At 72.0% G+C, this 24,182-nt stretch carries 23 protein-coding genes and 1 tRNA gene; 18 read left to right on the forward strand and 6 right to left on the reverse strand.

Translation table 11 applies throughout. The annotated features are described in order from the left end of the window. Nucleotides 1-14: 14 nt before the first annotated feature. The 8 genes from nadD (at nt 15) to ASF35_RS07865 (ending at nt 6,504) form a co-directional block, all read left to right on the forward strand. The gene (nadD, locus tag ASF35_RS07830; RefSeq protein WP_200914502.1) at nt 15-692 is read left to right on the forward strand and encodes a nicotinate-nucleotide adenylyltransferase; all 678 of its coding nucleotides are present in this window, start codon (nt 15-17) and stop codon (nt 690-692) included. After that, on the forward strand, nt 689-1,048 hold the full coding sequence (rsfS, locus tag ASF35_RS07835; RefSeq protein ID WP_055965155.1) for a ribosome silencing factor: 360 nt from the start codon (nt 689-691) through the stop codon (nt 1,046-1,048). Before nadD ends, rsfS begins: the two co-directional genes overlap by 4 nt. Next, nucleotides 1,045-1,689, forward strand: coding sequence for a histidine phosphatase family protein (locus ASF35_RS07840; RefSeq protein ID WP_055965158.1), 645 nt, complete (start codon nt 1,045-1,047; stop codon nt 1,687-1,689). The genes rsfS and ASF35_RS07840 overlap by 4 nt, the downstream gene beginning before the upstream one ends. Nucleotides 1,690-1,764: 75 nt before the next feature. Then, nucleotides 1,765-1,837 (forward strand) — tRNA-Ala (locus ASF35_RS07845). A 701-nt stretch (nt 1,838-2,538) separates the two neighbouring features. Beyond that, on the forward strand, nt 2,539-3,033 hold the full coding sequence (locus tag ASF35_RS07850; protein ID WP_055965161.1) for a nucleoside deaminase: 495 nt from the start codon (nt 2,539-2,541) through the stop codon (nt 3,031-3,033). A gap of 72 nt (nt 3,034-3,105) precedes the next feature. After that, nucleotides 3,106-3,522 (forward strand): Fur family transcriptional regulator, encoded by a 417-nt coding sequence (locus ASF35_RS07855; protein ID WP_055965165.1) that lies wholly within the window; start codon nt 3,106-3,108, stop codon nt 3,520-3,522. Nucleotides 3,523-3,618: 96 nt separating this feature from the next. Beyond that, complete coding sequence (gene katG / locus ASF35_RS07860) at nt 3,619-5,811, forward strand: catalase/peroxidase HPI (protein WP_156364845.1); 2,193 nt, start codon at nt 3,619-3,621, stop codon at nt 5,809-5,811. Between the two features lie 96 nt (nt 5,812-5,907). Continuing rightward, complete coding sequence (locus ASF35_RS07865; protein ID WP_055965170.1) at nt 5,908-6,504, forward strand: dihydrofolate reductase family protein; 597 nt, start codon at nt 5,908-5,910, stop codon at nt 6,502-6,504. Here the strand turns inward: ASF35_RS07865 and ASF35_RS07870 are convergent. Then, nucleotides 6,460-6,843, reverse strand: coding sequence for a DUF1304 domain-containing protein (locus tag ASF35_RS07870; protein ID WP_055965173.1), 384 nt, complete (start codon nt 6,841-6,843; stop codon nt 6,460-6,462). The genes ASF35_RS07865 and ASF35_RS07870 overlap by 45 nt on opposite strands. 89 nt (nt 6,844-6,932) lie before the next feature. Between ASF35_RS07870 and ASF35_RS07875 the strand changes: the two genes are divergently transcribed. The 3 genes from ASF35_RS07875 (at nt 6,933) to ASF35_RS07885 (ending at nt 9,891) form a co-directional block, all read left to right on the forward strand. Then, a complete protein-coding gene (locus ASF35_RS07875) occupies nt 6,933-7,676 on the forward strand; it encodes an SDR family oxidoreductase (protein WP_055965176.1) in 744 nt (247 codons plus the stop codon). 92 nt (nt 7,677-7,768) lie between these two features. Continuing rightward, nucleotides 7,769-9,397: an MDR family MFS transporter gene (locus ASF35_RS07880; RefSeq protein ID WP_369796993.1), complete on the forward strand. Its 1,629-nt coding sequence runs from the start codon at nt 7,769-7,771 to the stop codon at nt 9,395-9,397. Further along, nucleotides 9,397-9,891, forward strand: coding sequence for a MarR family winged helix-turn-helix transcriptional regulator (locus tag ASF35_RS07885; RefSeq protein ID WP_055965179.1), 495 nt, complete (start codon nt 9,397-9,399; stop codon nt 9,889-9,891). Before ASF35_RS07880 ends, ASF35_RS07885 begins: the two co-directional genes overlap by 1 nt. A 1-nt stretch (nt 9,892) precedes the next feature. Here ASF35_RS07885 and ASF35_RS07890 read toward each other — a convergent pair whose 3' ends face one another. Beyond that, nucleotides 9,893-10,369 (reverse strand): GNAT family N-acetyltransferase, encoded by a 477-nt coding sequence (locus tag ASF35_RS07890; protein WP_235493004.1) that lies wholly within the window; start codon nt 10,367-10,369, stop codon nt 9,893-9,895. Between the two features lie 40 nt (nt 10,370-10,409). Between ASF35_RS07890 and ASF35_RS07895 the strand changes: the two genes are divergently transcribed. The 5 genes from ASF35_RS07895 to ASF35_RS07915 all read left to right on the forward strand — a co-directional run bounded on the left by ASF35_RS07895 (nt 10,410) and on the right by ASF35_RS07915 (nt 15,587). Beyond that, on the forward strand, nt 10,410-11,189 hold the full coding sequence (locus ASF35_RS07895) for a DUF5819 family protein (RefSeq protein ID WP_156367982.1): 780 nt from the start codon (nt 10,410-10,412) through the stop codon (nt 11,187-11,189). 80 nt (nt 11,190-11,269) lie between these two features. Then, entirely contained in the window at nt 11,270-12,172 is a 903-nt protein-coding gene (locus tag ASF35_RS07900; protein ID WP_162237348.1) for an HTTM domain-containing protein, read from the forward strand. A 163-nt stretch (nt 12,173-12,335) separates the two neighbouring features. Next, nucleotides 12,336-13,679, forward strand: a complete 1,344-nt coding sequence (locus ASF35_RS07905) for a hypothetical protein (protein WP_055965191.1) — start codon at nt 12,336-12,338, stop codon at nt 13,677-13,679. 76 nt (nt 13,680-13,755) lie between these two features. After that, nucleotides 13,756-14,529 (forward strand): DUF5819 family protein, encoded by a 774-nt coding sequence (locus tag ASF35_RS07910; RefSeq protein ID WP_056555277.1) that lies wholly within the window; start codon nt 13,756-13,758, stop codon nt 14,527-14,529. Next, a complete protein-coding gene (locus ASF35_RS07915; protein ID WP_055965197.1) occupies nt 14,526-15,587 on the forward strand; it encodes an HTTM domain-containing protein in 1,062 nt (353 codons plus the stop codon). The genes ASF35_RS07910 and ASF35_RS07915 overlap by 4 nt, the downstream gene beginning before the upstream one ends. On the opposite strand, the gene ASF35_RS07920 is transcribed toward ASF35_RS07915, so the two are convergent. Then, a complete protein-coding gene (locus ASF35_RS07920; protein WP_200931732.1) occupies nt 15,568-16,797 on the reverse strand; it encodes an MFS transporter in 1,230 nt (409 codons plus the stop codon). The genes ASF35_RS07915 and ASF35_RS07920 overlap by 20 nt on opposite strands. Next, on the reverse strand, nt 16,794-18,761 hold the full coding sequence (locus ASF35_RS07925) for a M13 family metallopeptidase (RefSeq protein ID WP_055966375.1): 1,968 nt from the start codon (nt 18,759-18,761) through the stop codon (nt 16,794-16,796). The genes ASF35_RS07920 and ASF35_RS07925 overlap by 4 nt, the downstream gene beginning before the upstream one ends. 93 nt (nt 18,762-18,854) lie before the next feature. On the opposite strand from ASF35_RS07925, the gene ASF35_RS07930 reads away from it, so the two are divergent. Continuing rightward, nucleotides 18,855-19,688 carry a siderophore-interacting protein gene (locus ASF35_RS07930; RefSeq protein ID WP_055965203.1) on the forward strand — a complete coding sequence of 278 codons (834 nt, stop codon included), beginning with the start codon at nt 18,855-18,857 and terminating at the stop codon, nt 19,686-19,688. Nucleotides 19,689-19,981: 293 nt separating this feature from the next. On the opposite strand, the gene ASF35_RS07935 is transcribed toward ASF35_RS07930, so the two are convergent. Next, nucleotides 19,982-21,235, reverse strand: coding sequence for a DUF6716 putative glycosyltransferase (locus ASF35_RS07935; RefSeq protein ID WP_156367983.1), 1,254 nt, complete (start codon nt 21,233-21,235; stop codon nt 19,982-19,984). Nucleotides 21,236-21,315: 80 nt separating this feature from the next. Between ASF35_RS07935 and ASF35_RS07940 the strand changes: the two genes are divergently transcribed. Then, a complete protein-coding gene (locus ASF35_RS07940) occupies nt 21,316-22,725 on the forward strand; it encodes a bifunctional cytidylyltransferase/SDR family oxidoreductase (protein ID WP_200931733.1) in 1,410 nt (469 codons plus the stop codon). A 3-nt stretch (nt 22,726-22,728) separates the two neighbouring features. On the opposite strand, the gene ASF35_RS07945 is transcribed toward ASF35_RS07940, so the two are convergent. After that, on the reverse strand, nt 22,729-24,045 hold the full coding sequence (locus tag ASF35_RS07945) for a DUF6716 putative glycosyltransferase (RefSeq protein ID WP_235499135.1): 1,317 nt from the start codon (nt 24,043-24,045) through the stop codon (nt 22,729-22,731). Nucleotides 24,046-24,182 lie beyond the last annotated feature (137 nt).

Genomic DNA, 24,182 nt, shown 5'->3' on the forward strand with positions numbered 1-24,182 from the left:
GCACGTCAGGGTCCGTGGTCGCCGAGCCCCTGCCCACGCGACGACGTCGCGTCGGCGTCATGGGTGGCACGTTCGACCCGATCCACCACGGCCACCTCGTGGCGGCGAGCGAGGTGCAGTCGTGGTTCGACCTCGACGAGGTCGTCTTCGTGCCGACCGGTCGTCCCTGGCAGAAGGCCGACCGTGAGGTCTCGACCGCCGAGCACCGGTACCTCATGACGGTGATCGCCACGGCGGCGAACCCCCGCTTCGAGGTCAGCCGGGTCGACATCGACCGCGACGGGCCCACCTACACCATCGACACCCTCCGCGACCTGGCCGCGGACATGCCCGACGCTGACCTGTACTTCATCACCGGCGCCGACGCGATGGCGGCGATCCTCACCTGGCGCGACCACGAGGAGCTCTTCGAGCTGGCGCACTTCGTCGGCTGCACGCGCCCCGGGCACGAGATGGACGAGCAGACGCTGGAGGGGCTCCCCGTCGAGCGCATCACGCTCGTCGAGATCCCGGCCCTGGCCATCTCGTCGACCGACTGCCGTGTGCGCGTCACGTCGGGCGAGCCGGTCTGGTACCTCGTCCCCGACGGCGTGGTCCAGTACATCGGCAAGCACCGTCTCTACTCCCCGCCTCCCGAGGCGCCCCCAGGGGCCGTCCCGGGAACCGACCCCGACTCCGAGGACTCCCCATGACCGCGTCCGACCGGGCGATCGAGCTCGCCCGCGCCGCCGCCGCCGCCGCCGACGAGAAGCTCGCCACCGAGATCCTCGCCTTCGACGTCTCCGAGCAGCTCTACATCACCGACGTCTTCCTGCTGTGCAGCGCGAGCAACCAGCCGCAGGTGCGAGCCGTGAAGGACGCCATCGAGGAGAAGCTGCTGGAGCTCGGCGCCAAGCCCGTGCGGCGCGAGGGCGAGCGCGAGGGCCGGTGGGTGCTCATCGACTTCGCCGAGCTCGTGGTGCACGTGCAGCACAGCGAGGAGCGGGCCTTCTACGCCCTCGAGCGTCTGTGGAGCGACTGCCCGACCATCAGCCTCACGTCGGCATGACGCGTCGGGTCGTGCTCTGGCGCCACGGGCGCACGGAGTGGAACGTCGCGGGCCGGGTGCAGGGACAGACCGACACGTCGCTCGACGACGTCGGACGCGAGCAGGCGCGCGCGGCCGCCGCACGCCTCGCGTCGCTCCGGCCGGTGCGGATCCTCAGCTCCGACCTCGAACGGGCGCGCGACACGGCCGAGGAGCTGTCGCGGGTGACCGGCGTGCCCGTCGAGCTCGACGAGCGCCTGCGCGAGATGAACTTCGGTGAGCGCGAGGGCCTCACGTGGCGCGAGTCGTGGGACCGCTTCCCCGAGCTCATGAAGGCGATGCTGGAGGACCGCGAGGAGCGGTTCCCGCAGGCGGAGCTGCACGCCGAGGCCGGCGCGCGCCTGTCGGAGGCGCTCACCGAGGCGCTCGAGTCGCTGGAGGACGAGCAGACGCTCGTGGTCGTGGCGCACGGCGCGGTGCTGCGGGTCGGGGCCTGCACGTTCCTGGGCTTCCCTGAGGCCACGTGGCGGACGTTCGCCGGGCTTTCGAACTGCTCCTGGATCGCGCTCGAGCAGATCTCGCCGGCGCACGGGACGCGCTGGCGGCTCACGGAGTGGAACGCCGGCACCCTGCCGGAGCCGGTCATGTCCGACGACGAGTGACCCCGGTTTGAGTCGCTCCGCGGCAGGGTCTAGAGTGTTCACTCGGTGCTCGACCCGGTCGGGTACCACCCGCGAGGGGCATTGGCGCAGTTGGTAGCGCGCTTCCATGGCATGGAAGAGGTCAGGAGTTCGAATCTCCTATGCTCCACTCGAACGAGCGAAGGCCCCCAGTCCTCGAGACTGGGGGTCTTCTTCGTTCCGGCAGGGGCCTTCTCTCGTTCGAATCGGGACCGGTGATTCGGGGAGGAGCGAGCTCTGCGAGCGACGGAGTCTCCTATGCTCCACTCGAACGAGCGAAGGCCCCCAGTCCTCGAGACTGGGGGTCTTCGTCGTTGCCGCGGCGGCTGACTCGGACATGACCTGCGGCTGCGCTTCCTCGGCTCCTGCTGAACCTGCGCCGCGAAAGGGCCTCGACCGGGCAGCCGACAGGGGGCCGGTCGGGCTCTCGGGTCGCGGCCTGGGCGGTCAGAGGTAGGTGTCGCACGTTTCGTGGGTGTCGGAGGTAGGTCTCGTACCTTTCGACGGTCTCGGCAGGTGCGTCACCTACCTCTGACTGCGTCCTTCGGTGCGTCACCTACCGCTGGCGGCACGGGATCAGGATGGGGCCGAGGACGCACCTGCATCCCCGGGTCGGGGCCGTGGGGGTAGGTAGGCCGCGCTACCCGCGGGGGCGGCGGTAGATGTGCCGCGGATACGCACGGTGTATCCGCGGCGGGCCTACCTGGACGGGCCGGGATACGCGGGCCACCTACCTCTGACGGCCCAGCGCCGCGCCGGGGAGGCGGGACGCGGCGTGGAGCGGGTCGATCCCGTGGCGCGGGGACGCACGTCCTGGCCGATGATGGCCGCATGACGCTGACCGACACGGACCTCACCCACCTGCGCCGCTGCGTCGAGCTCGCCCGCGAGGCGCTCGAGCACGGCGACATGCCCTTCGGCTCGCTGCTGGTCGGCGCCGACGGCACCGTGCTGCTAGAGGAGCGCAACCAGGAGGGCGCGGGGGACGCGACACGCCATCCGGAGCTCGCGCTCGCCACATGGGCCGGGGCGCACCTGGCGCCGGCTGAGCGAGCCGGCGCGACCGCGTACACGACGGGGGAGCACTGTGCCATGTGCTCCGCGGCTCACGGCTGGGTCGGGCTGGGACGCATCGTCGTCGCGGTGCGAGCCACGCAGCTCACCGAGTGGCTCGACGGATGGGGGGAGCCCGCCCCGCCTGTGGCCACCTTGCCCATCGAGCAGGTGGTGCCGGGAGTCGTGGTCGACGGTCCCGCCCCCGAGCTCGCCGACGAGATGCAGGCGCTGCACCGGGCCCGCGTCGAACGTGACCGCGCGCGGCGGTGAGCACCGCACCGCGCACCTGATGTTCGCGTGTCGTTTCTTGACTCGTTCAAGAAAGTGGCTACAGTCGGGGGCATGACGTCGATCGAGGCACCCGAGCTCCTGAGGGAGGCGGGACTGCGCGTCACGCGCCCCCGGGTGGCCGTCCTCGACGCGCTCGAACGGACGCCGCACGCCGACACCGCCACCGTCATCGACGCCGCCCGGACCCTCGTCCCCGACGTCTCGCACCAGGCGGTCTACGACACGCTGGCCGCCCTCACCCAGGTGGGGATCGTCCGGCGCATCCAGCCGCACGGCCACACCGCACGCTACGAGCGACGCGTGGGGGACAACCACCACCACGTGGTGTGCCGCGGCTGCGGCGACATCGCCGACGTCGACTGCGCCACGGGCGAGGCTCCCTGCCTCGTCCCGTCGTCCGACCACGGCTTCGTCATCGACGAGGCCGAGGTCATCTTCTGGGGCACCTGCCCCTCCTGCACCGCCTGACTCCCGCGTCATCGACGCGGACCGCCCGACCTGTCCAACCCCGTGAGAGGAACCCACGTGAGCGAGCACGACAAGCCCGACGCCGAAGTCGGCGAGATGAACGAGCCGGACCACGCCAAGGGCGCTGCCGGAGGCGGCTGCCCCGTCGCGCACGAGTCGCTGCCCCACCCCACCCGCCAGGACGCGAACAAGGTCTGGTGGCCCGAGGGCGTCAACCTCAAGGTCCTGGCGAAGAACCCCGCCGTCGCGAACCCGCACGGCGAGGACTTCGACTACGCCGCCGCCTTCGAGTCCCTCGACCTCGCCGAGGTCAAGCGCGACATCGAGCAGGTGCTCACCACCTCGCAGGACTGGTGGCCGGCCGACTTCGGCCACTACGGCGGCCTCATGATCCGCATGGCCTGGCACAGTGCCGGCACGTACCGCGTGCACGACGGCCGCGGCGGCGCCGGTGCCGGCCAGCAGCGCTTCGCCCCGCTCAACAGCTGGCCCGACAACGGCAACCTCGACAAGGCCCGCCGCCTGCTCTGGCCGGTCAAGAAGAAGTACGGCAAGAACCTCTCCTGGGCGGACCTCATGGTTCTCACCGGCAACGTGGCGCTGGAGTCCATGGGCTTCGAGACCTTCGGCTTCGCCGGTGGTCGCGAGGACGTGTGGGAGCCCGACGCCGACGTGTACTGGGGCCCGGAGACCACGTGGCTCGGTGACGAGCGCTACTCCGGCGACCGCGACCTCGAGAAGCCGCTGGCCGCCGTCCAGATGGGCCTCATCTACGTCAACCCCGAGGGCCCCAACGGCAACCCCGACCCGATGGCGTCGGCCCGCGACATCCGCGAGACGTTCGGTCGCATGGCGATGAACGACGAGGAGACCGTCGCCCTGATCGCGGGAGGTCACACCTTCGGCAAGACCCACGGTGCTGCCGACCCCGACGCCCACGTCGGTGCGGAGCCCGAGGGCGCTCCCATCGAGCAGCAGGGCCTGGGCTGGAAGAACTCCTTCGGCACCGGCCACGGCAACGACACCATCACGTCGGGCCTGGAGGTCACCTGGACCACCAAGCCGACGCAGTGGACGAACGACTACCTGGAGATCCTGTTCGGCTACGAGTGGGAGCTCTCCGAGAGCCCGGCCGGCGCGGCGCAGTGGGTCGCCAAGGACGCCGAGGCGATCATCCCCGACGCCCACGGTGGTCCGAACCGCAAGCCCACGATGCTGACCACCGACCTGGCGCTGCGTGTCGACCCGGCGTACGAGAAGATCTCGCGCCGCTTCAAGGACGACCCGGCCGCGTTCGCCGACGCCTTCGCGCGGGCCTGGTTCAAGCTGACGCACCGTGACATGGGTCCGATCCAGCGCTACCTCGGCCCGGAGGTCCCCTCCGAGACGCTCATCTGGCAGGACCCGCTGCCCGAGGCCACCGGTGCGCCGCTCGACGAGGCCGCGGTCGCGGACCTCAAGCAGCGCATCGCCGACTCCGGCCTGAGCGTGACCGACCTCGTGAGCACGGCGTGGGCCTCGGCCTCGACGTTCCGCAGCAGCGACAAGCGCGGCGGCGCCAACGGCGCTCGCGTGCGCCTCGAGCCGCAGATCGGCTGGGAGGTCAACAACCCCGGCGAGCTGCGTCGGGTGCTCGGCGTCCTCGAGGGCATCCAGGCGGACTCCGGCACCTCGGTGTCGCTGGCCGACCTGATCGTCCTCGCCGGTGGCGTCGGCATCGAGCAGGCCGCCAAGGCGGCCGGCCGTGAGATCGCGGTCCCGTTCACCCCGGGCCGCGTCGACGCCACGCTCGAGCACACCGACGTCGAGTCCTTCGAGTGGCTGGAGCCGCGTGCCGACGGGTTCCGCAACTACCTCGGCAAGGGCAACCGGCTGCCGGCGGAGCACCTGCTCGTCGACCGCGCGAACCTGCTCGGCGTCAGCGCCCCGCAGATGACGGCCCTCGTCGGCGGTCTGCGCGCCCTCGGCGCCACCTACGACCGGTCCACGCTGGGCGTCCTGACGGACCGCCCGGGCACGCTCACGAACGACTTCTTCGTGAACCTGCTCGACATGGACGTCACCTGGACGTCGGTCGATCCCGAGGCCGGCATCTACGAGGGTCGCGACGCCTCCGGCGAGGTGCGCTGGACCGGGAGCCGCGCCGACCTCGTGTTCGGCTCGAACTCCGAGCTGCGCGCCGTGGCCGAGGTCTACGCGAGCGACGACGGTGCCGACGCGTTCGTCGACGAGTTCGTCGGGGCCTGGGTCAAGGTCATGGAGGCCGACCGCTTCGACGTGCAGCGCTGAGCGAGGAGCACGACCCGCGAGGGGCTCGGACCACCACGGTCCGGGCCCCTCGTCGTGTCGATCCGGCCTGTCGGAGCTCGCGCCTACGCTCACCGCATGGGACGCATCGTCTACGACACGGCCACGAGCCTCGACGGCTGGATCGCCGACGAGCAGCACTCCCTCGACTGGTTGTTCGCCGTCGACGGCGGCGAGCAGCCCGAGGAGGGGCTCCTGCCGGTCGACGCGGCGGTGCTGGTGGAGGGGTCCAGCACCTACGAGTGGCTCCTGCGCACCGAGGACGTGCTGGAGCACCCGGAGAAGTGGCAGGGCTTCCACGGCGACCGCCCCACCTTCGTGTTCACCACCCGCGACCTCCCCGTGCCCGCCGGCGCCGACGTGCGTCTGGTGCGTGGTCCCGTCGCCGACGTGCTGCCGCGGATCCGCGAGGCCGCGGCTGGCCGCGACGTGTGGGTCGTCGGGGGAGGGGACCTCGCCGCCCAGTTCCTCGAGGCCGACGCGCTCGACGAGATCGCGGTCTCCGTCGCCCCGGTCACGCTCGGCAGCGGCGCCCCGCTGCTCCCGCGCCGTGTGGAGTCGTCCCGCCTGCGGCTGCGCAGCGCCACGGCCGTGGGGCAGTTCGCGCGGCTGGTGTACTCCGTCGAGGCGTCAGGCCAGGCCCACGGCCAGGGCGACGACGCCGAGCAGCGGTAGCGCTCCCTGGGTGATCGCGGCGCGGGCCTTGTCCGGGCTCGAGAGCAGCAGCACCGCAGCGGCGGCCAGCATCGAGCCCGCGCCGACGAACGCCATCGTGGCCCCGACGACGGCCTCGTCGACGGCCACGAGGATCACGCCTGCGCCCGCCACGAGAGCCAGGAACAGGTTGTAGAAGCCCTGGTTGTAGGCCAGCTCGCGCGTCGCCTGAGCCTCCTCGACGGTCGTGCCGAAGGTCGCCCGCCCGCGGGCCGAGGTCCACGCGAACGACTCGAGCCAGAAGATGTAGACGTGCAGCAGGGCGGCGAGCCCCACGAGGACCAGACCGACGATGAGCATGGCGACATCATCGCCGATAGAGGTGTCGGTCGGGGGTCTGGCACCGCGCACCCCTGCGGGCGTACGGTCCACCGAGAGCAGGAGGTGCCGTGAAGGTCGTCGTCGCAGGCGGTACGGGGGTCATCGGACGGGTGGTCGTCGAGCGTGCTCGCCGGCGGGGCCACGACGTGACGGTGCTGTCCCGAGGCAGCGGTCACGACCTCCGGCGGAGCAGGGCCGGTCTCGACGACGCCCTCGCAGGAGCCCACGCCGTGCTGGACCTCACCAACGTCGTCACCCTCTCGGCGGGTGCGGCGGTGCGCTTCACGACCACCGTGACGCGCCGGCTGCTCACCGCGGGGGCCCGGGCCGGCGTGGGGCACCACGTGGCGCTCTCGGTGGTCGGCATCGACGACATCGACGCGGGTTACTACGCAGGCAAGCTCGCGCAGGAGCGGATGGTGGCCACCGGCCCTGTTCCGTGGACGATCCAGAGGGCGACGCAGGTGCACGAGTTCGCCGAGCAGGCCCTGGGCTTCGCCTCCGTCGGCAGCGTCTCCCTCGTGCCGCGGATCCTCGCCCGGCCCGTGGCGGGGGACACCGTGGCCGAGCGCCTGGTCGACCTCGTAGAAGCCGGGCCGCAGGGTCGGGTGCCGGACCTGGTCGGACCGCGCGACGAGGTGGTCGCCGATCTCGCCCGGCAGTGGTTGGCGGCGACCGGGCGCCGCGGCCGGGTCGTGCAGGTCTCGCTGCCCGGCGCCTACGGCACGGGGATCGCCTCCGGTGCGCTGCGCGGCCGCCCGGGCGCGACGGGGGAGGGGCCGGAGTTCGGGGAGTGGCTGGCCCGGCGGTGAGCCACCTCACGTCACCTATTGGTTGCGCTGATCAACCATCTCGCTATAGTTGACGGAGTCAACCAATCCGTCCTCCCGTGAAGCGAGCCCCCGTGTCCGAACCCAGTGCCACCACCCAGGCGCCCGCAGCCGAGGCCGCGGGCCAGATGACCCACCGCCAGGTGCTCGAGGCCCTCAGTGGCCTGCTGCTCGCGATGTTCGTCGCGATGCTGTCGAGCACCGTGGTCACCAACGCGCTGCCGCGCATCGTCACCGACCTCGAGGGCAGCCAGACCGGCTACACGTGGGTCGTCGTCGCCACGTTGCTGGCCATGACCGCCACCACCCCGATCTGGGGCAAGCTGGCCGACCTGTTCAGCAAGAAGATGCTCGTGCAGATCGCCCTGGTGATCTTCTCGGCCGGCTCGCTCGTGGCGGCGTTCGCGCCCAGCATGGGCGTCCTCATCGGTGCGCGCGCCCTGCAGGGGCTCGGCGTCGGCGGCCTGACCGCACTCGTGCAGGTCGTCATCGCCTCGATGGTCACCCCGCGTGAGCGGGGCCGCTACTCCGGCTACATCGGCGCCGTCTTCGCGCTGGCCACGGTCAGTGGCCCGCTCATCGGCGGACTGATCGTCGACAGCCCGCTCGGCTGGCGCGGCTGCTTCTTCGTCGGCCTGCCCTTCGCCCTCGCCGCCTTCGTGCTGCTGCAGCGCACCCTGCACCTGCCCGTGGTCCGCCGCGAGGTCTCGATCGACTACGCGGGAGCGACCCTCATCATGGGCGGCGTGAGCCTGCTGCTGGTGTGGGTCTCGCTCGCCGGCTCCAGCTTCGCGTGGGCGTCGGCCACGTCGGCCGGTCTGGTGGTCGGTGGCGCGGTGCTCATCGCCGCCGCGCTCGTCGTCGAGGCGCGGTTCGCCACCGAGCCGATCATCCCACTGCGTCTCTTCCGCGACCGGACCACGTCGTTGGCCACCCTCGCCTCCGTGATGATCGGCATCGCGATGTTCGGCGCCACCGTGTACCTGAGCCAGTACTTCCAGTTCTCGCGCGGCATGTCGCCGACCGAGGCCGGGCTGATGTCGATCGCCATGGTCGGCGGCCTGCTCGTCTCGAGCATCACCTCCGGGCGCATCATCAGCCGCACCGGTGTGTGGAAGCGCTGGCTCGTCGGCGGCATGGTCCTCGTGACGGCCGGCTTCGCCCTGCTCGGCACGATCGACGGCTCGACGCCGTTGTGGACCGTCGGCCTGTACATGGCCCTCGTGGGCCTCGGCCTCGGCGCCACCATGCAGAACCTGGTCCTGGCCGTGCAGAACAACACGCGTCTCGAGGACATGGGGGCCGCCAGCTCGGTCGTCGCCTTCTTCCGCTCGATGGGCGGATCGGTGGGCGTCGCGGTGCTCGGGACGATCCTCAGCCACGACGTCAAGCGCAACGTCAGCGACGGTGTCCAGCAGCTGACGGCATCCGGTCAGCTCGACCGTGCAGATCTCGAGGCCGCTCAGCAGTCGACCGGCCACATCCCGGACATCTCGGCGCTGCCGGGCCCGTTCCGCACCCTCTACGAAGCCTCGTTCGGGGAAGCCTTCGGCCACATCTTCATGGTGGCGACGCCCTTCGCGGTCGCGGCCCTGGTCTGCATCCTGTTCATCAAGGAGGTGCCGCTGCGCACCACCATCGAGAAGGACGTGGACGAGCTCGAGTCCGAGGGGCAGCCCGCCGACACCGTGGCGAGCCTCTGATGACCGCCGCGCCCACCTCGACGCACGACAGCGGCACCCAGCCGGGCGCGCTGGGCGCGCTGCGGCTGGTCGAGCTCGAGGTGGGTGTGCTGCTGAGGCGGGCGCGCCGTGCGGTCGTGGAGCGGGCCCACTCCGTGCACCCGGACCTGCAGCCCGTCGGCTACCTGGTCCTGGCGCAGGTCGAGGCGGACGGACCGGTGCGAGGGAGCTCGCTCTGCGGGGTCCTGGAGCTCGACAAGGCCGCCGTCAGTCGGTCCGTCCAGCACCTGCTGGAGCTCGGTCTGGTCGATCGCACCCCCGACCCGGAGGACGGGCGGGCCACGCTGCTGTCGGCCAGCGACGAGGGTCGACGACGGATCCGTGACGTCGACGTCGACCGGCGGACGGCGCTCGGTGAGCGCTTCGCGGGGTGGCAGGAGGGCGACCTGCTGGCCGTGGCGGACTCGCTGCACCGCTACAACGCGACGTTCGACGTGGAGCCCGACGCGTCCTGACTCAGTCGAGCGAGAGCGTCATGAAGACGCTGTGCGGGTCGAGGACGTACGACGCGAAGGGACCGCACTCGACGAACCCGCGCCGGGCGTAGAGCCGGCGGGCCGGCTCGAACGCGGGCTGGGTCCCGGTCTCGAGACTCACGCGGGTCAACCCCTGCGCACGCGCGACCCGGACCAGATGGTCCAGGACGGCGGCGCCGACACCGGCGCCGCGTGCATCCTCGGTGGTGCGCATGGCCTTCAGCTCCCCGAGGCCGCCAGCGTGCCGCTTGAGGGCCCCGATGCCCAGCAACCGGTCCCCGTCGTGGTCCGGCCCGGCACGTCTGGCCGCGACGAGCACGACGTCGTCCCTCGCCAGAGCGTCGTGCGGAAGCGCGTGGACGCTGCCGGGAGGCGAGGTGGCGCGCATCTGCGCGAGGTGCTCGTCGAGGAGGACGGCGACGTCGGGGTCGTGGGGCGAGGCCGTCTCGATGCGCACGAGTCCATCATCCACACCGGGGTCCGAGTACCGTGTGCAGGTGCAGCGAGAGGAGCCGACCGCGCGACCGCGCCCGCCGTGGTGGCGTCTGGTGGTCGTCGGCCTGGTCGCCGTCGCAGCAGCCGGCCACCTCGTCGTGGTGACGCTCGCCGCGCTGCCGCCCAACACGTACTCCGAGGCCGCGCGTCCAGCCACGTCCTACCTGGGCGCCTACTTCGCCCAGAACTGGCGGCTCTTCGCGCCCAACCCGGTCTCGGCCGACCGCACCGTCCGGTTCCAGGGCGCCTACGAGCAGGACGGCGAGCTCGTGGTCACCGACTGGCTCGACTGGACCGACGTCGAGCTCGACCTCGTGCGCCACCGGCTCGTCGGCGGGCGGGCGGGCTACGTCACGAACAAGCTCTACGGTCCGCTCGGCTCGAGGTACGGCACCCTCGACACCGACCAGCGCGAGGTCGCGGACGTGGCGGACCCGAAGGACGTCGTGTCCTGGCAGCGCCTCGCCCAGGACCTGCGTGCCGGCTCCGACGACGCGCTCGACGACAGCCAGGTGGATCTCTACCTCGTGTACGACCGTGCCACCACCCGGCTCGCCACCGAGGCACTCGAGGCACAGCGACCGGACAGCCGGCTGGTCGCCGTCCGCTACGCGACGCGCAGCCAGGGGGTCACGCCCTGGGAGGCTCGCGGCGAAGATGCGGACAGCCGCGAGCGGGCGCGGCCCGCCGTGCGTCAGCGGATCAACGGGTGGCGCGAGCCCCTCCGTGGCGACGAGGCCGAGCGGGCCTCGATCCGCGACTTCTGGGCGTCGCACCGATGAGGGCGGCCGGGGTGGGGGGCGGGCTCGACCGGGCCTGGGACTGGTTCACGGCCCGTCCGCACGCGACTCGGGGACTCGCGGTGACGCGCATCGTGCTGGGCCTCATCGTCTGGACGCAGATGCTCGTCAACTGGCCCGATCGGCACTACACGTGGGGCGACGGCGCGGCGTGGACGTCGTCGGTGCGCGACGCGAAGCCGTGGCCGGGAGTCCTCGGCATCTTCCAGCAGGCCGACGGACTGACGTTCGACCTCCTCTACCTGCTCACCGTGGTGGCAGGCCTCCTGCTCATGGTCGGTCTGTGGACCCGCGGTGCGGCCGTCCTCACCCTGTTCCTGTGGATGTCGCTGTACGTGAGCAACCCCTTCGTCGGCTCCGGGGGTGACGCCATCCTGCGCATGGTCCTCCTGTACGCGTGCTTCACCGACTCGGGCCGGCACTTCTCCGTCGACGCCTGGCTGCGTGGGCGCAGGGGGGCGGTCCGACCGATCGTGCCGCCGTGGCTCTCGACGACGCTGCACAACCTGGCGGTCGTCCTGATCATCCACCAGGTGGTCATGGTCTACGTCGGCTCGGCGCTGTGGAAGGTGCAGAGCGACGTGTGGATGAGCGGGCGAGCGGTCTACTTCCCACTGCAGACCGAGGCCTACTCGCCCTGGCGCGACCTCATCCATCCGTTCTCCAGCGCGGAGCCGATCGTCCTGCTGGCCACCTGGACCGCGATCGTCGTGCAGCTGCTCTTCCCGGTGCTGCTGCTCTACCGCAGCACGCGAGCCCTGGCCCTCGTGGTGGTCACCGGCATGCACCTCGGCATCGGGGTGTTCATGGGGATCATGTACTTCTCGCTCGTCATGATCGCGGTCGACATGATGCTCGTGAGCGACGCTTCCTGGCGGCGTGCTGGACGCTGGTGGCGAGCCCGAACGGCCCGGAACCGCAGGGGCCGAGAGGTTCGCGGGCAGGACGAGTCCATCGGTGTGTGATGCGTCTCAGCGTCCGCCCGATGGGACCGAAGACCCACGATTGCCTGAGATCTGCGTAAGATGTTGCCCGCGGCCGCCTGTGGTGGTCGTCACTGGCACGCGGCACACGTCGAGGGAATAATCTTCTCGCGCCGCAACAACAGCGACACGGGAGTCTTTCCACATGAACAAGCTCGGCAGAAACACCCTCGCGCTCGGGTTGGGCACCCTGCTCATCACGACCGCGGTCTCTTTCTCCGCCAGCGGCGCCGACGAGACCGTGGCGCAGTCCAACGCCAGCGCCGTCACCGCCTCCGGCATCACCGGCATCGTCGACTCGCAGGAGTGCGCTGCGGTCTCGACCGGTGAGGGTGCTCCCAGCAACGGCACGGGCCTGTGCGGCACCGGCCTCTCGACGCAGGGCGTCAGCGCCTTCGACCAGACGGCTTCCACCGGTCTGGACGGCGACCGGGGCACCTCCGAGGCTGCGGCCGCCGTCGCGCCCATCGCCATCCCGACGCTCGCGTCGATCGACCTCTCGACCATCGGCGCCGACATCGCGCCCGGTGCCGTGAACACCGGCACGATCCTCGACGGGATCCTCGACGGGCTCGACCCGGTCACCGGCCCGCTCTTCGAGGCCGCCCTGACGCCGCTGCTGACCGCGATCCAGGAGGCCGCGCTCGACCCCGTCCTCGACGCCGTCACCGGCGTCATCGACGTCCGCGCCGAGATCGGTGCCGTCACCAGCCAGTGCACCGCCGAGGCCGGCGCCGACGCCACCGGCACCTCGCAGGTCGCCAGCATCAACCTGATCGTCGACCTGCCCGAGGGCAACGACGTGATCATCCCGGTCGAGCTCGGCGCGGGCGAGCCCAACACCGCGCTCGTCGGTCCCGGTGTCCAGGACCTGGTCAACGGTGTGGTCGACGGCATCATCGCCACGCTCGAGCAGTCGCTCAACGACAGCCTCGGCGCCGTTCTCGGCCCGCTGGCCGCTCTCGTCGCCACGGTCCAGCAGCAGCTGGTCACGCCGATCCTCGACGCCGTCGAGACCAGCCTGCTGAACCAGCTGGGCGAGGCCCTGCAGCCCGTCGTGAACGGCACGATCAACAAGCAGGTCGTCGACGCCGACGGCGAGGCGATCGAGGTCACCGCGCTGAGCCTGACCGCGCTCGGCATCGGCGACAACCCGGCCGTGGCCCTGGACCTGGCTCGCACGAGCTGTGGCCCGAACGCCCTGGCCACGCAGGCCGACGACGCCGACACGCAGGCCGACGTCGACGCCGACGCCGATGCCGACGCTGACGCCGACGCCGACGCTGACGCCGACGCGGTGGCCGACGCCGACTCCGACGCCCAGGCCGACGCTGCTGCGGACGCTGACGCGCAGGCCGACGCCGACGTCACGACCACGCTGCCGGCCACCGGTGCCCCGAACCTGCTGCCGTTCTGGCTGCTGGGTCTCGGCCTGGTGCTCTTCGGAGCCGCGGTGCTCATCAACGAGCGTCGTCGTCTGAAGATCTGACGACGTAGCACGACGCCTGCCCGGTGACCGGTCTCGGTCACCGGGCAGGCGTCTGTCACGACCTACGATGGAAGGCATGTCGGTGGAGGGAGGTGGCAGTGGCGGATCGCGGCGGGCCGACGTCCCTCGGCACGACTGGCGCACGACCCTCGTCCTGGTGCTCGCCTCGCTCGCTCTCGTCCACTCGGTGCTGCTCGCCCTGTGGCTCGCCCCGTCGGGCCCGGTCCGCGAGGTGGCTGGAGGATCCTTGCTCGCCAGGTACGTCGACCCGTACTTCCGGCAGTCGTGGGACCTGCTCGAGCCCAGCTCCCAGCGGGTCGACGAGTCGCTCTGGGTCCGGGCCCGTGTGCGTGTGGGGAAGGACGAGGTGAGACAGACCCCCTGGCTCGACGTCACCCGTGCCGACCTGACGCGGACGCGCAACGACGTCGCCCCCGCGCGCGTGCACCTCGCCGGCCGCCGGCTCGCCACCAACCTGAACAACGCGATGTTCGGTCTGGGATCGTCCGGTCGTCGCGTCGTCCTCGGTTCCTACGCCGGCCGCCCCGTCGCGGAGCTGCGCGGGGCCCTGCAGGGTGCGGGAGTGCCGGCCGACGCCGTGCGCGGCTACCTGGACCTCGACACGATGGTGACCCGCTTCGCCTCGCTCTACACCCAGGCCTACTCCGACCAGAGGGTCGTCCAGGTCCAGTACCGGGTGGGCCGCCGGATCGTGCCGCCGCACGAGCAGCGCGACGCCGAACGGATCACCGCCGTGGACTTCGAGTGGTTCGACGCCGGGTGGCGGCGTGCGGTGCGCGGTTCCGCCGAGGCACAGTCCGCTTTCGACTCCTACCTGGCGGACGCATGAGCACGATCTGGCGCGTCAGGGACGCGATCGGCAGCACGCGCAGGTCGGCGGAGCGGTGGCTCACGTCGGAGCGCCACGCCCTGCACGCCGTGGCGGCAGCACGGATCCTCATCGGCCTGTGCGTGCTGGGGCTGCTGCTGACGAACTTCTCCACCCGACAGGTGTGGGTCGGCGACGCCTCCGCGTGGGCCGAGCCCGCCCGCGCCGTGAGTCGGTTCCCCGAGATCGCGCTGCTCGACGGGGTGAGCGGTGACCTGCTCACCGCCATCTACGTGGCGGTGATCCTGGGGGCCGTGGGACTCGTGCTGGGATGGCACGCCAAGGCGATGACCATCGTGGTGCTCGTCGGGTTCATCGCCGTCACCGCGCAGAACCCGGTGCTGGGGTCGATCGGCGACAACCTCGTCCGGCTCGCGCTGCTGTGGATGCTGCTCATGCGGACCTCCGAGGTCTGGTCGCTCGACGCGAACCGGGTCGAGCCGCGCGACAGCGACGACGTCGCGCCTGAGTGGCTGCGCACCGGGATGCACAACGTCGGCCTGGTGGGCCTGGGCACCCAGACGATCCTCGCGTACTTCGCCGGCGGCCTCGACAAGGTCTCCCAGCCCGCCTGGCAGGACGGCACCGCCCTCTACACGACGCTGCAGCTGCCGGAGTTCCGACCGTTCCCGTGGCTCTCGGACCTCATCTCCAACGGTGACGTCCTCCTGGCGGTCCTCACGTGGACCGTGCTCGGCGTGCAGCTGTTCTTCGCACCGATGCTGCTGCGGCGGGGGAGCCGCGACCTGGTGGCGACCGTCGCGATCGTCGTCAACCTGCTCTTCGCCGTGGTGCTCGGCACGCCGTGGTCGTCGCTGGCGGTCATCGCGGTGACGGGGCTGTTCGTGAGCGACGACCGGTGGGCCGAGCTGGGGGAGCGCGTGGCGGACCTGTTCTGGCCCGTCCTGGACCGGACGGCGGACGCCCGCTACGCGGTGGCCGACCGCGTGGCCGACTGGTGGTACGACCGCGTCCTGAGCGTCGTCGACCGGATTCGCTTCAGCGTGTTCCGACGCTGACCTGCTGGGCGGCCCGCCGTCCGGCGACCACCAGCAGCACGACGGGCACCACGAGCGTGCCGGCGGCCGCGTTGAGCGTGCCGAAGCCCTGCCACGCCACGAGCACGCCCGCCAGGAGGCCTCCCGCGGCCCCGGCCAAGTTCATCGTCAGGTCGCCGAGCCCCTGCACCAGCGGGCGCACCGCGGGATCGGTGGACCGGGTGAGCAGCGCCGCCCCGGCGATGGTGGCGGCCGACCAGCCCAGGCCCAGGAGCACCAGGCCGACCGTGATCCGCACCTCCGAGGTACCGGACGTCCCGGCGACCACGACGGCGGCGACCAGCACGAGCTGACCGGCGAGGATGGTGCGAGCCGGACCCCAGCGGTCCGCCAGCCACCCCATGACCGGTGACAGTGCGTACATGCCGGCGATGTGCAGGCTGATGGTCAATCCGATCACCTCCACCCCGGCACCGTGGTCCTGCATGTGGACCGGGGTGAGGGCCATGACGGACACCATCACGGCGTGGGCGAGCGCGATGGTGACCACGGCCGTGCGCGTCTCGCCCCGCACGTGCGGCAGGGCGGCGCGGACCCGGGGCACCGGGACGTCGATCCCGCCGCGCCGGGCCGGCGGCAGCGGGTCGGGCCGCAGGAGCACGAGGACCACGGTGCCGGCCACCGCGAAGGCCACGCACGAGAAGACGAGGGGACCGGCGAGGTCGGGCACGCCGAGGGCCCGAGCCGTGGTGGTGCCCGGCCCGATCAGGTTGGGCCCGAGCACGGCGCCGACGGTCGTGGCCCACGTGACGAGCGCGAGGGACCGTCCGACGTGCCGCGGCTCGGCGCGGTCGACCGCCGCGAAGCGCGACTGCAGGTTGGAGGCCGTGCTGACACCGCAGAGGAACAGTCCGACCAGGACGAGCGGCAGGCTGTCGGCGTCGGCACCGAGCACCACCACGGCGGCCCCGACCGCACCGAGGAACCAGCCGGTGGCCAGGGCCGGCCTGCGCCCGGCACGGACCGCCAGCGTCGCGAGCGGGACGGTCGCGAGCGCCGCACCCAGGGTGAGCATGACCGTCGACATCCCGGCCCAGCCCGACGAGCCGGAGACCTCCCGCAGGAGCAGCACGCCCACGGCCAGACCGGCTCCGTTGCCGACGCCGCCGACCACCTGCACGGCCACGAGGGTCCGCAGGATCCGGCGCTGCAGGCGCGCCTGCTCGGTCACGACGCCCAGATGGTCACACGGTCCTCGGGCGCGAGCCACAGCTCGTCGTCGGGCGTGACGCCGAACGCCTCGTGGAAGGCGTCGATGTTGCGCACAACCTGGTTGCAGCGGAACTCCGGCGGCGAGTGCGGGTCGACGGTGAGGCGGCGGACCGTCTCGGCCGGTCGCACCTTGGCCTGCCAGGCCTGGGCCCACGAGATGAAGAACCGCTGGTCACCCGTCAGCCCGTCGATCGTGGGTGCCTCACCGCCGGTGGCGATCCGGTACGCCTGGTAGGCGATGCCGAGACCACCCAGGTCGCCGATGTTCTCGCCGATCGTGAGCTCGCCGTTGACGGTGTGCCCGTCGGCACCCTCGGGCGACAGCGCCGCGTACTGCTCGACGAGGGCGGCCGTGAGCTTCTCGAAGGCCACCCGGTCGTCGTCGGTCCACCAGTTGCGCAGGGCCCCCGTGCCGTCGAAGTGGCTGCCCTGGTCGTCGAACCCGTGCCCGATCTCGTGCCCGATCACCGCGCCGATGGCGCCGTAGTTGACGGCGTCGTCGGCGTCGGCGTGGAAGAACGGCGGCTGCAGGATGGCCGCAGGGAAGACGATCTCGTTCATGGTGGGGTTGTAGTACGCGTTCACGGTCTGCGGCGTCATGTACCACTCGTCGCGGTCGATCGGTCGCCCGATCTTGGCCAGCTCGCGGTCCATCGCCACCGACAGCCCACGTCGGGCGTTGCCCAGCAGGTCGGTCGGGTCGGTCTCGAGCGCCGAGTAGTCCTTGAAGGCGTCGGGGTGGCCGACCTTCGGGGTGAAGGCCGCGAGCTTCTCGAGAGCCTCGGCCTTCGTGGTGTCACTCATCCAGGGCAGGGCGGTGATGCTGCGCCGGTACGCCTCGACGAGGTGCTCGATGAGGTCGTCCATGCGGTCCTTGGACGTCGGCGGGTACTCGGTGCGGACGTAGATCTTGCCGATCGCCTCACCCATGGCCGACTCGACGAAGCCGACGCCACGCTTCCAGCGCGGGCGCAGCTCGTCGGTCCCGCTCAGCGTGCGTCCGTAGAAGGAGAAGTTCTCCTCGACGAAGGCCGCGGGCAGGTACGGCGCGGCGGCGTGCAGGACCTGCCAGCGCAGCCAGTCGCGCCAGGCGGGCAGCCGGTCGGCCGTGACGAGCCCGGCGACGCCCTCGAGGAACGACGGCTGCGACACGACGACCTCCGCGAGCACGTCGCGTCCGATGCCGGCGGCCTGGGACCACGTGGCGAGGTCCAGGGGACCGACCAGCGTCTGCAGCGCGTCGAGGTCCATGAGGTTGTAGGTCTTCTGCGCGTCGCGGCAGGCCACCCGGTCCCAGTGGTGGGACGCGATGGCGGTCTCGAGGTCGAGCACCCGCGCCGCGCGCTCCGCCGGCGACTCGAACCCGCTGAGCGTGAACATCGTCTCGAGGTGGGAGAGGTAGGCCTCGCGCACCTCGGCGAAGTCGTCGTCGGAGTAGTAGGACTCGTCGGGCAGGCCGATGCCGCTCTGCACCAGGTGCGTGACGTAGCGGTCGGGGTTGCCGCGGTCGGGAGCGATGTACATGCCCAGCACGCTCCCGACGCCGGACCGTTCGAGCCGCCCGAGCACGTGGACGAAGGTCGGGACGTCGGCGATCCCGTCGACCAGGGCGAAGTCCTCCTGCAGCGGCTCGGTGCCGAGGGCGTTGATCCGGTCGGTGTCCATGAAGCTGGCGTAGAGCTCGCCGATCTTGCGGGAGTCCCCATCGTGGTCGACGCCGTCCTGGCCGGCGCCGTCGAGAGCGTCGCGACAGCCCTCGACGATGCCCCGGACGGTCTTCTCGGCCTCGTCGACGAGGGTCACGAACGCTCCGGCGGTGGCGCGGTCCGGCTCGATCGCCGCGTCCCGGAGCCACGGACCGTTCACGTGCCGGAAGAGGTCGTCCTGAGGGCGGACGCCTGGGTCGAAGGCGGCGGTGTCGATGGCAGGCCGTGTGCCATGGGGAGTGGGGCCATCGGAGGAGGGGGTGGCTGCGGTCGTCGGGGTCTCGTGGCTCACCTGGTTAGGCTACCCATCGTGTCGACGTCGCGCCCCGCTCACCTGACCGTGCTCGACGTCCGGGAGGTCACGCCCCACCTGAAGCGGCTGGTGCTCGGTGACGGTGAGGTCGCCCGGGGCTTCGACGAGCTCGCCGGACGCTGGTCCGGCTGGGCCGACTCCTACGTCAAGCTGGTGTTCCTGGCCGACGGCGTCGACTACCCCGATCCGCTCGACCTCGACGACGTCAGGGCGACGTTGCCGAACGAGGTGTGGCCGGTGCTGCGCACCTACACGGTGCGACGCCTGGACCTCGAGGCCCGCGAGCTCTGGGTCGACGTCGTCGTGCACGGCGACGAGGGCGTGGCCGGGCCGTGGGCGGCGCAGGTGCGACCGGGGGCCACGATCCACGTGCGCGGACCCGGCGGTGCCTACTCGCCGCGCGAGGACGTCGACCACCACCTGCTCGTGGGTGACGAGTCGGCCCTGCCTGCCCTGGCCGTGACGCTGGAGCACCTGCCCGAGGGTGCGCGGGCCACGCTGTTCTGCGAGGTCGACGACGCCCGCGACGAGATCGACCTGCCCACGGCTGGGGAGGTCACGGTGCACTGGCTGCACCGCGGCGATGCCCCGGCCGGCAGCACCTCGCTCCTCGACGACGCGGTCCGCGCGTGGGACTGGCCCGAGGGCCGTGTCCAGGCCTTCGTCCACGGCGAGTCAGGTCTGCTCAAGACCGTGCGCCCCTACGTGCGCGAGCGGGTGGAGCGGGCCGACCTCTCGGTCTCCGCGTACTGGCGTCGGGGCGAGACCGAGGAGGGCTTCCGGCGCTGGAAGAGCAGCCAGAACGAGGCGATCATCCGGCCCGGCGGCTGAGGGGGCCGTCGCGGCCTGCTGGTGCGCTGCAGCTGGGGGCGCGCGACCTTGCCGGTGCGATGCTGCGGCTCGCGCTGGGTGTGGCCTCCGAAAGGGCCTTCGACCGGGCGGCGGCGACGTCGATGGTTCGGCTCTCGGGCTGCGGCCTGGGTGGGCGGTAGGTGGCGCGTATCCCGGAACTCGGAGGTAGGCGGCGCGCGGAAAGCGGGCTCGTATCCGCGTGCCACCTACCGCTGCTCCGCGGGAAGCGCGCGCCACCTACCTCCCGCCACCCTCGCGGCCCCCAAGGCCACTCAGCGCAGGTGCAGCACGGCGCGGTTGAGCCGGCGGGCCGCGGCCAGGAGCAGGCGCTCGAGCGGCTCGAGCGCCGTGCCGCGCCACGGCGCGAGGGCGTCCAGCCGGTAGTAGACGCCCCGCACCCGGTTGCCGAGCGTGGTGGGCACGCGGGCGGGCGCAGGGAGCCCGTGCCGGGCCCGCTCGGCCAGGAGGTGCTCGACCTGGGTCTGCCAGTCGTCGGCAGCGGGGTCGTGGAAGTAGTTGTCGTGCGCCCAGCCGCGGTCCACGCTCCGGAAGCGACCGTGCGCGACGTCGGCGAGCGTGCCCAGCAGCCCGCTCCCCACGAACACGCTGTTGAGGTGAGCGTCGTCCACGCCCAGGTCGGTGAGCACGACGGCGGGGACGCCTGCGGCCACGGCCTCGAGCGCCGCCGAGGAGCCGACCGTGACGAAGCCCGAGGCGCCGCGCAGGTGCTGGCTCATGGGGCCGTCGACCACGCGCAGTCCCTCAGGCGTGGCGCCGTCGGCGTGCAGGCGTGCGAGCAGTGCGGCGTAGTCGCCGGCTCCGCGGTGCGCCTCGACCTCGCCGGCCCGCGAGCGCACCTTCACGTGCACCTCGCGCCCCGGCCTCACGGCGGTGGCGAGCCCGCGCAGGACCCTCTCGCGCCCGGCGTCGTCGTGCGGCACGAGCGACTGAGGTGCGAAGACCACCGGCCCGTCGGGTGCGGGCGGCGCGGCCACGGCGCCACGACCGGCCCCGACCTCGACCGGACGGCGCGCGGCCACGCGCAGGAACGGCAGCGTCGCCAGCGCCACCCGGTGCGGCACGTCGTGCCGGGCGGCGACCGCCACCAGGTCGCGTCGCTCGCGGCGCGAGTGCACGACGAAGACGTCGGCGCCGCGGCGCAGGTTCACGTCGTACCACTGCACCGGGACGCAGACGCCGGCCACGCCCGTGAGCACGACCGGCCGGCCAGGGGCGTCGTCGAGCAGACGCAGCACCGGTGGCACGGCGTGGGCGCGGACGGCGAGGACCAGCACGTCCGGGCGCCAGGCCGTGAGCAGCTCGCGCAGGGCGTCGGCGTCGGTCCAGGTGACCTGCTCGACGTCGAACCCCGAGCCGGCGACCGCGTCGGCGACCTGGCGTCGGCTCGGTGCGGCGTGGCCGTCGAGCACGGCGAGGCGCGACGTCCACGGCGTGGTCGCGGCGAGCGTCGCACCCCACTTCACGTAGGAGTCGGTGTCCGCCAGGACGAGGGCACGCACGCTCATGGCGGCCAGCCTGGCGCAGCGGAGCGAGCGGCAGGAGGACGGTGGGCGACGCCGACATGAACGCAGGTACCCTTCCTCGGGTGACCGAACTGCGCAACGTGGCCGTGATCCTCGCCGGTGGAACCGGGACCCGGGTGGGGCTCTCCATCCCCAAGCAGCTCATCAAGATCGCCGGGAAGACGATCCTCGAGCACACCGTCGCCGCCTTCCAGGCGTCGAGGAACATCGACGAGATCGTCATCCTCATGACGCCCGGCCACCTCGACCCGGTGCGCGCCATCGTCGACGCGGGCGGCTACGACAAGGTGACCCAGATCCTCGAGGGCGGCGAGACCCGCAACGAGACCACCAGCCGCGCGCTGGCCGCGCTGGGCGACGACGAGTGCAACGTGCTGTTCCACGACGCGGTCCGCCCGCTCGTCTCCCAGACGATCATCGACGACTGCGTGGCAGCCCTGCAGGAGTACGAGGCGGTCGACACCGCCATCCCGTCGGCCGACACCGTGGTGCAGGTCGACGCGACCTCGGGCTGCATCGAGGACGTCCTCCCGCGCCACCTGCTGCGCCGCGGCCAGACGCCCCAGGCCTTCCGGTCCTCCGTCATCCGCCGCGCCTACGACCGTGCCTGGCAGGACCCCGACTTCACGGCCACCGACGACTGCACCGTGGTGCTGCGCTACCTGCCGGAGGTGCCGATCACCGTCGTCGCCGGGCACGAGCGCAACATGAAGGTCACCGAGCCGATCGACGTCTACATCGCCGACAAGCTGTTCCAGCTGGCCTCGGCCGACGCGCCCGACGAGCTCGACGAGAACCAGTACCGCGAGGCGCTGGCGGGGAAGGTCATGGTCGTCTTCGGCGGCTCCTACGGCATCGGTGGCGACATCGCCGCGCTGGCGCGTACGCACGGCGCCACGGTGCACACGTTCTCCCGGTCCTCGACGAACACCCACGTCGACCGTCGTGAGGACGTCGCCGCGGCCGCGAAGAAGGTGCTGGCCGAGTCGGGCCGGATCGACCTCGTGGTCAACACCGCCGGCGTCCTGCCGATCGGCGACCTCGCCGAGACGTCGGAGGAGACCATCTGGGCCGCCACCGAGATCAACTACCTCGCCCCCATCTTCATCGCCCAGGAGTTCTACCCGCACCTGGCCAAGCACCACGGCTCGCTGCTGCTGTTCACGTCGTCGTCGTACACGCGCGGCCGCAAGGGCTACTCCCTGTACTCCTCGGCCAAGGCCGCCACGGTGAACCTCACCCAGGCCCTCGCGGACGAGTGGGCCGGTGAGGTGCGGGTGAACTGCGTGAACCCCGAGCGCACCGGCACGCCCATGCGCACCAAGGCCTTCGGGGCCGAGCCCGAGGGCACCCTGCTGGAGTCCGAGGTCGTCGCCCTGCGGTCGCTCGACGTGCTCCTGTCGCCGCAGACCGGGCACATCATCGACATCCGTCGCGAGGACGGTCCGGCCGCCATCGGCGGCGGCAGCTGAGGCTCAGACCCGACCCAGGGCGCGCCGGTAGAGGTGCCGCACGGGCCGCATGAGGGCCGGCGGGAGCAGCTGGGTGCCGGCGTGCACCACGGTGCCCCGGACGACGCCGTACCGGTGGCGACGCCGTGCCCACGGGCCCGGTGCCCGGGTGAGCGACCCGGCGGCACGTGCCGTCTCGAGCTCGACGGCCGCGCGGAAGTACGGTGACGAGCGGACCAGGCGCGAGGGCCGCTCGCCACTGGCCAGCAGCTTCTCGACCCGGTCCACGATCGTGCCGGCCGAGGACGAGGTGCGGCCACCGAAGTAGCTGTCGACCCAGGCCGCGGCGGGCGTGCCGAGGTCGTCGTCGTCGATCTGGTCGAACGTGCGCAGCAGGTCGCTGTCGAGGAAGACGTGGTTGCCCAGCCGCTCGTGCACGCCCAGGTCCAGCACCAGGGCGACGCGACAGCCCGCGTCGACCGCCTCGAGGCACGCGGTCGAGGAGACCGTGAGCAGCAGGTCGGTCCGGGGGAGCAGCTCGGGGATGGAGGTGTAGACGATCCGGAAGTTCGGCGGCAGGTCGACGTCGGCCAGCAGCTGCTCCGGGTGGTGGTGCATCCGGTGGAAGGTGTCCTCGCCGAGGCGGTGTCGCGGCTTGAGCAGGACCTCGCGGTCCGGGTGTCGACGGGCGTGCTCGACGAGCCGGCGGTACAGGTAGCTGCGGTCCCCGGCGCCGGACGGCACCGTGGGCTGGTCGGCGAACAGCACCGTCCGCACCGGCGTGTCCCGCTGGGGCCGAGGCCGCGACGAGAGGAAGGGCAGGCCGCTCAGCACGAGGTTCTCGTCCGGGACGGCGAGCCGCTGGGCGGTGAAGCGGAACTGGTCGAGCTCGTGCCGAGCGTTCACCGCCACGACGTCCGCGCCGCAGCGGTCGAGGTAGCCGGCCGTGATCTTCTCGATGATGATCCCGACCCAGCCGGCGACGACGACCGGACCGGGCTGCAGGGGGCGCTCGGCCAACGCGATGGTGAGCCGCCGGACCAGCGGTCCCGCCAGCGCACAGACCACCACGTCCGCGGCGGCGGCCGCCTCGACGACGTCGTCCCAGTCGACCGTGCGCACCGCGCTGAAGCCGACGTCGCGGACCTGCTGGTCCGAGAGCGCGCTGCGACCTCGCGGCGCCAGCACCTCGACCTGCGCGCCGCGGCTCTCCAGCTCGCGGCAGATGCCCACGGACCACTTGAGCTGCGAGTCGAACCCGGCGATCGCCACCACGCGCACCGGCGCCTCCGCACGGGCGGTCGTGGCGGCGGCCGGGCTCGTCCGGCGGGTCTGCTCCATGGCGTTCACGGCGCCACGGTAGCCACGATCCTCGCGCGATCCAGCCGTGGCGCGGGGTGGTTCACCCACTGTTGGTCCACGGTTCGACTCGTGGCCCACGGACCCCTCGAGGTGGTCGATCGACGTTCGTCGGCGGG

This window comes from Aeromicrobium sp. Leaf291, from assembly GCF_001423365.1.
GTDB lineage: Bacteria > Actinomycetota > Actinomycetes > Propionibacteriales > Nocardioidaceae > Aeromicrobium.

Coding starts and splice junctions, on each gene's coding strand:
- rsfS (WP_055965155.1), top strand. CDS start 689: ATGACCGCGTCCGACCGGGCGATCGAGCTCGCCCGCGCCGCCGCCGCC.
- ASF35_RS07840 (WP_055965158.1), top strand. CDS start 1,045: ATGACGCGTCGGGTCGTGCTCTGGCGCCACGGGCGCACGGAGTGGAAC.
- ASF35_RS07850 (WP_055965161.1), top strand. CDS start 2,539: ATGACGCTGACCGACACGGACCTCACCCACCTGCGCCGCTGCGTCGAG.
- ASF35_RS07855 (WP_055965165.1), top strand. CDS start 3,106: ATGACGTCGATCGAGGCACCCGAGCTCCTGAGGGAGGCGGGACTGCGC.
- katG (WP_156364845.1), top strand. CDS start 3,619: ATGAACGAGCCGGACCACGCCAAGGGCGCTGCCGGAGGCGGCTGCCCC.
- ASF35_RS07865 (WP_055965170.1), top strand. CDS start 5,908: ATGGGACGCATCGTCTACGACACGGCCACGAGCCTCGACGGCTGGATC.
- ASF35_RS07870 (WP_055965173.1), bottom strand. CDS start 6,843: ATGCTCATCGTCGGTCTGGTCCTCGTGGGGCTCGCCGCCCTGCTGCAC.
- ASF35_RS07885 (WP_055965179.1), top strand. CDS start 9,397: ATGACCGCCGCGCCCACCTCGACGCACGACAGCGGCACCCAGCCGGGC.
- ASF35_RS07905 (WP_055965191.1), top strand. CDS start 12,336: ATGAACAAGCTCGGCAGAAACACCCTCGCGCTCGGGTTGGGCACCCTG.
- ASF35_RS07910 (WP_056555277.1), top strand. CDS start 13,756: ATGTCGGTGGAGGGAGGTGGCAGTGGCGGATCGCGGCGGGCCGACGTC.
- ASF35_RS07915 (WP_055965197.1), top strand. CDS start 14,526: ATGAGCACGATCTGGCGCGTCAGGGACGCGATCGGCAGCACGCGCAGG.
- ASF35_RS07935 (WP_156367983.1), bottom strand. CDS start 21,235: ATGAGCGTGCGTGCCCTCGTCCTGGCGGACACCGACTCCTACGTGAAG.
- ASF35_RS07945 (WP_235499135.1), bottom strand. CDS start 24,045: ATGGAGCAGACCCGCCGGACGAGCCCGGCCGCCGCCACGACCGCCCGT.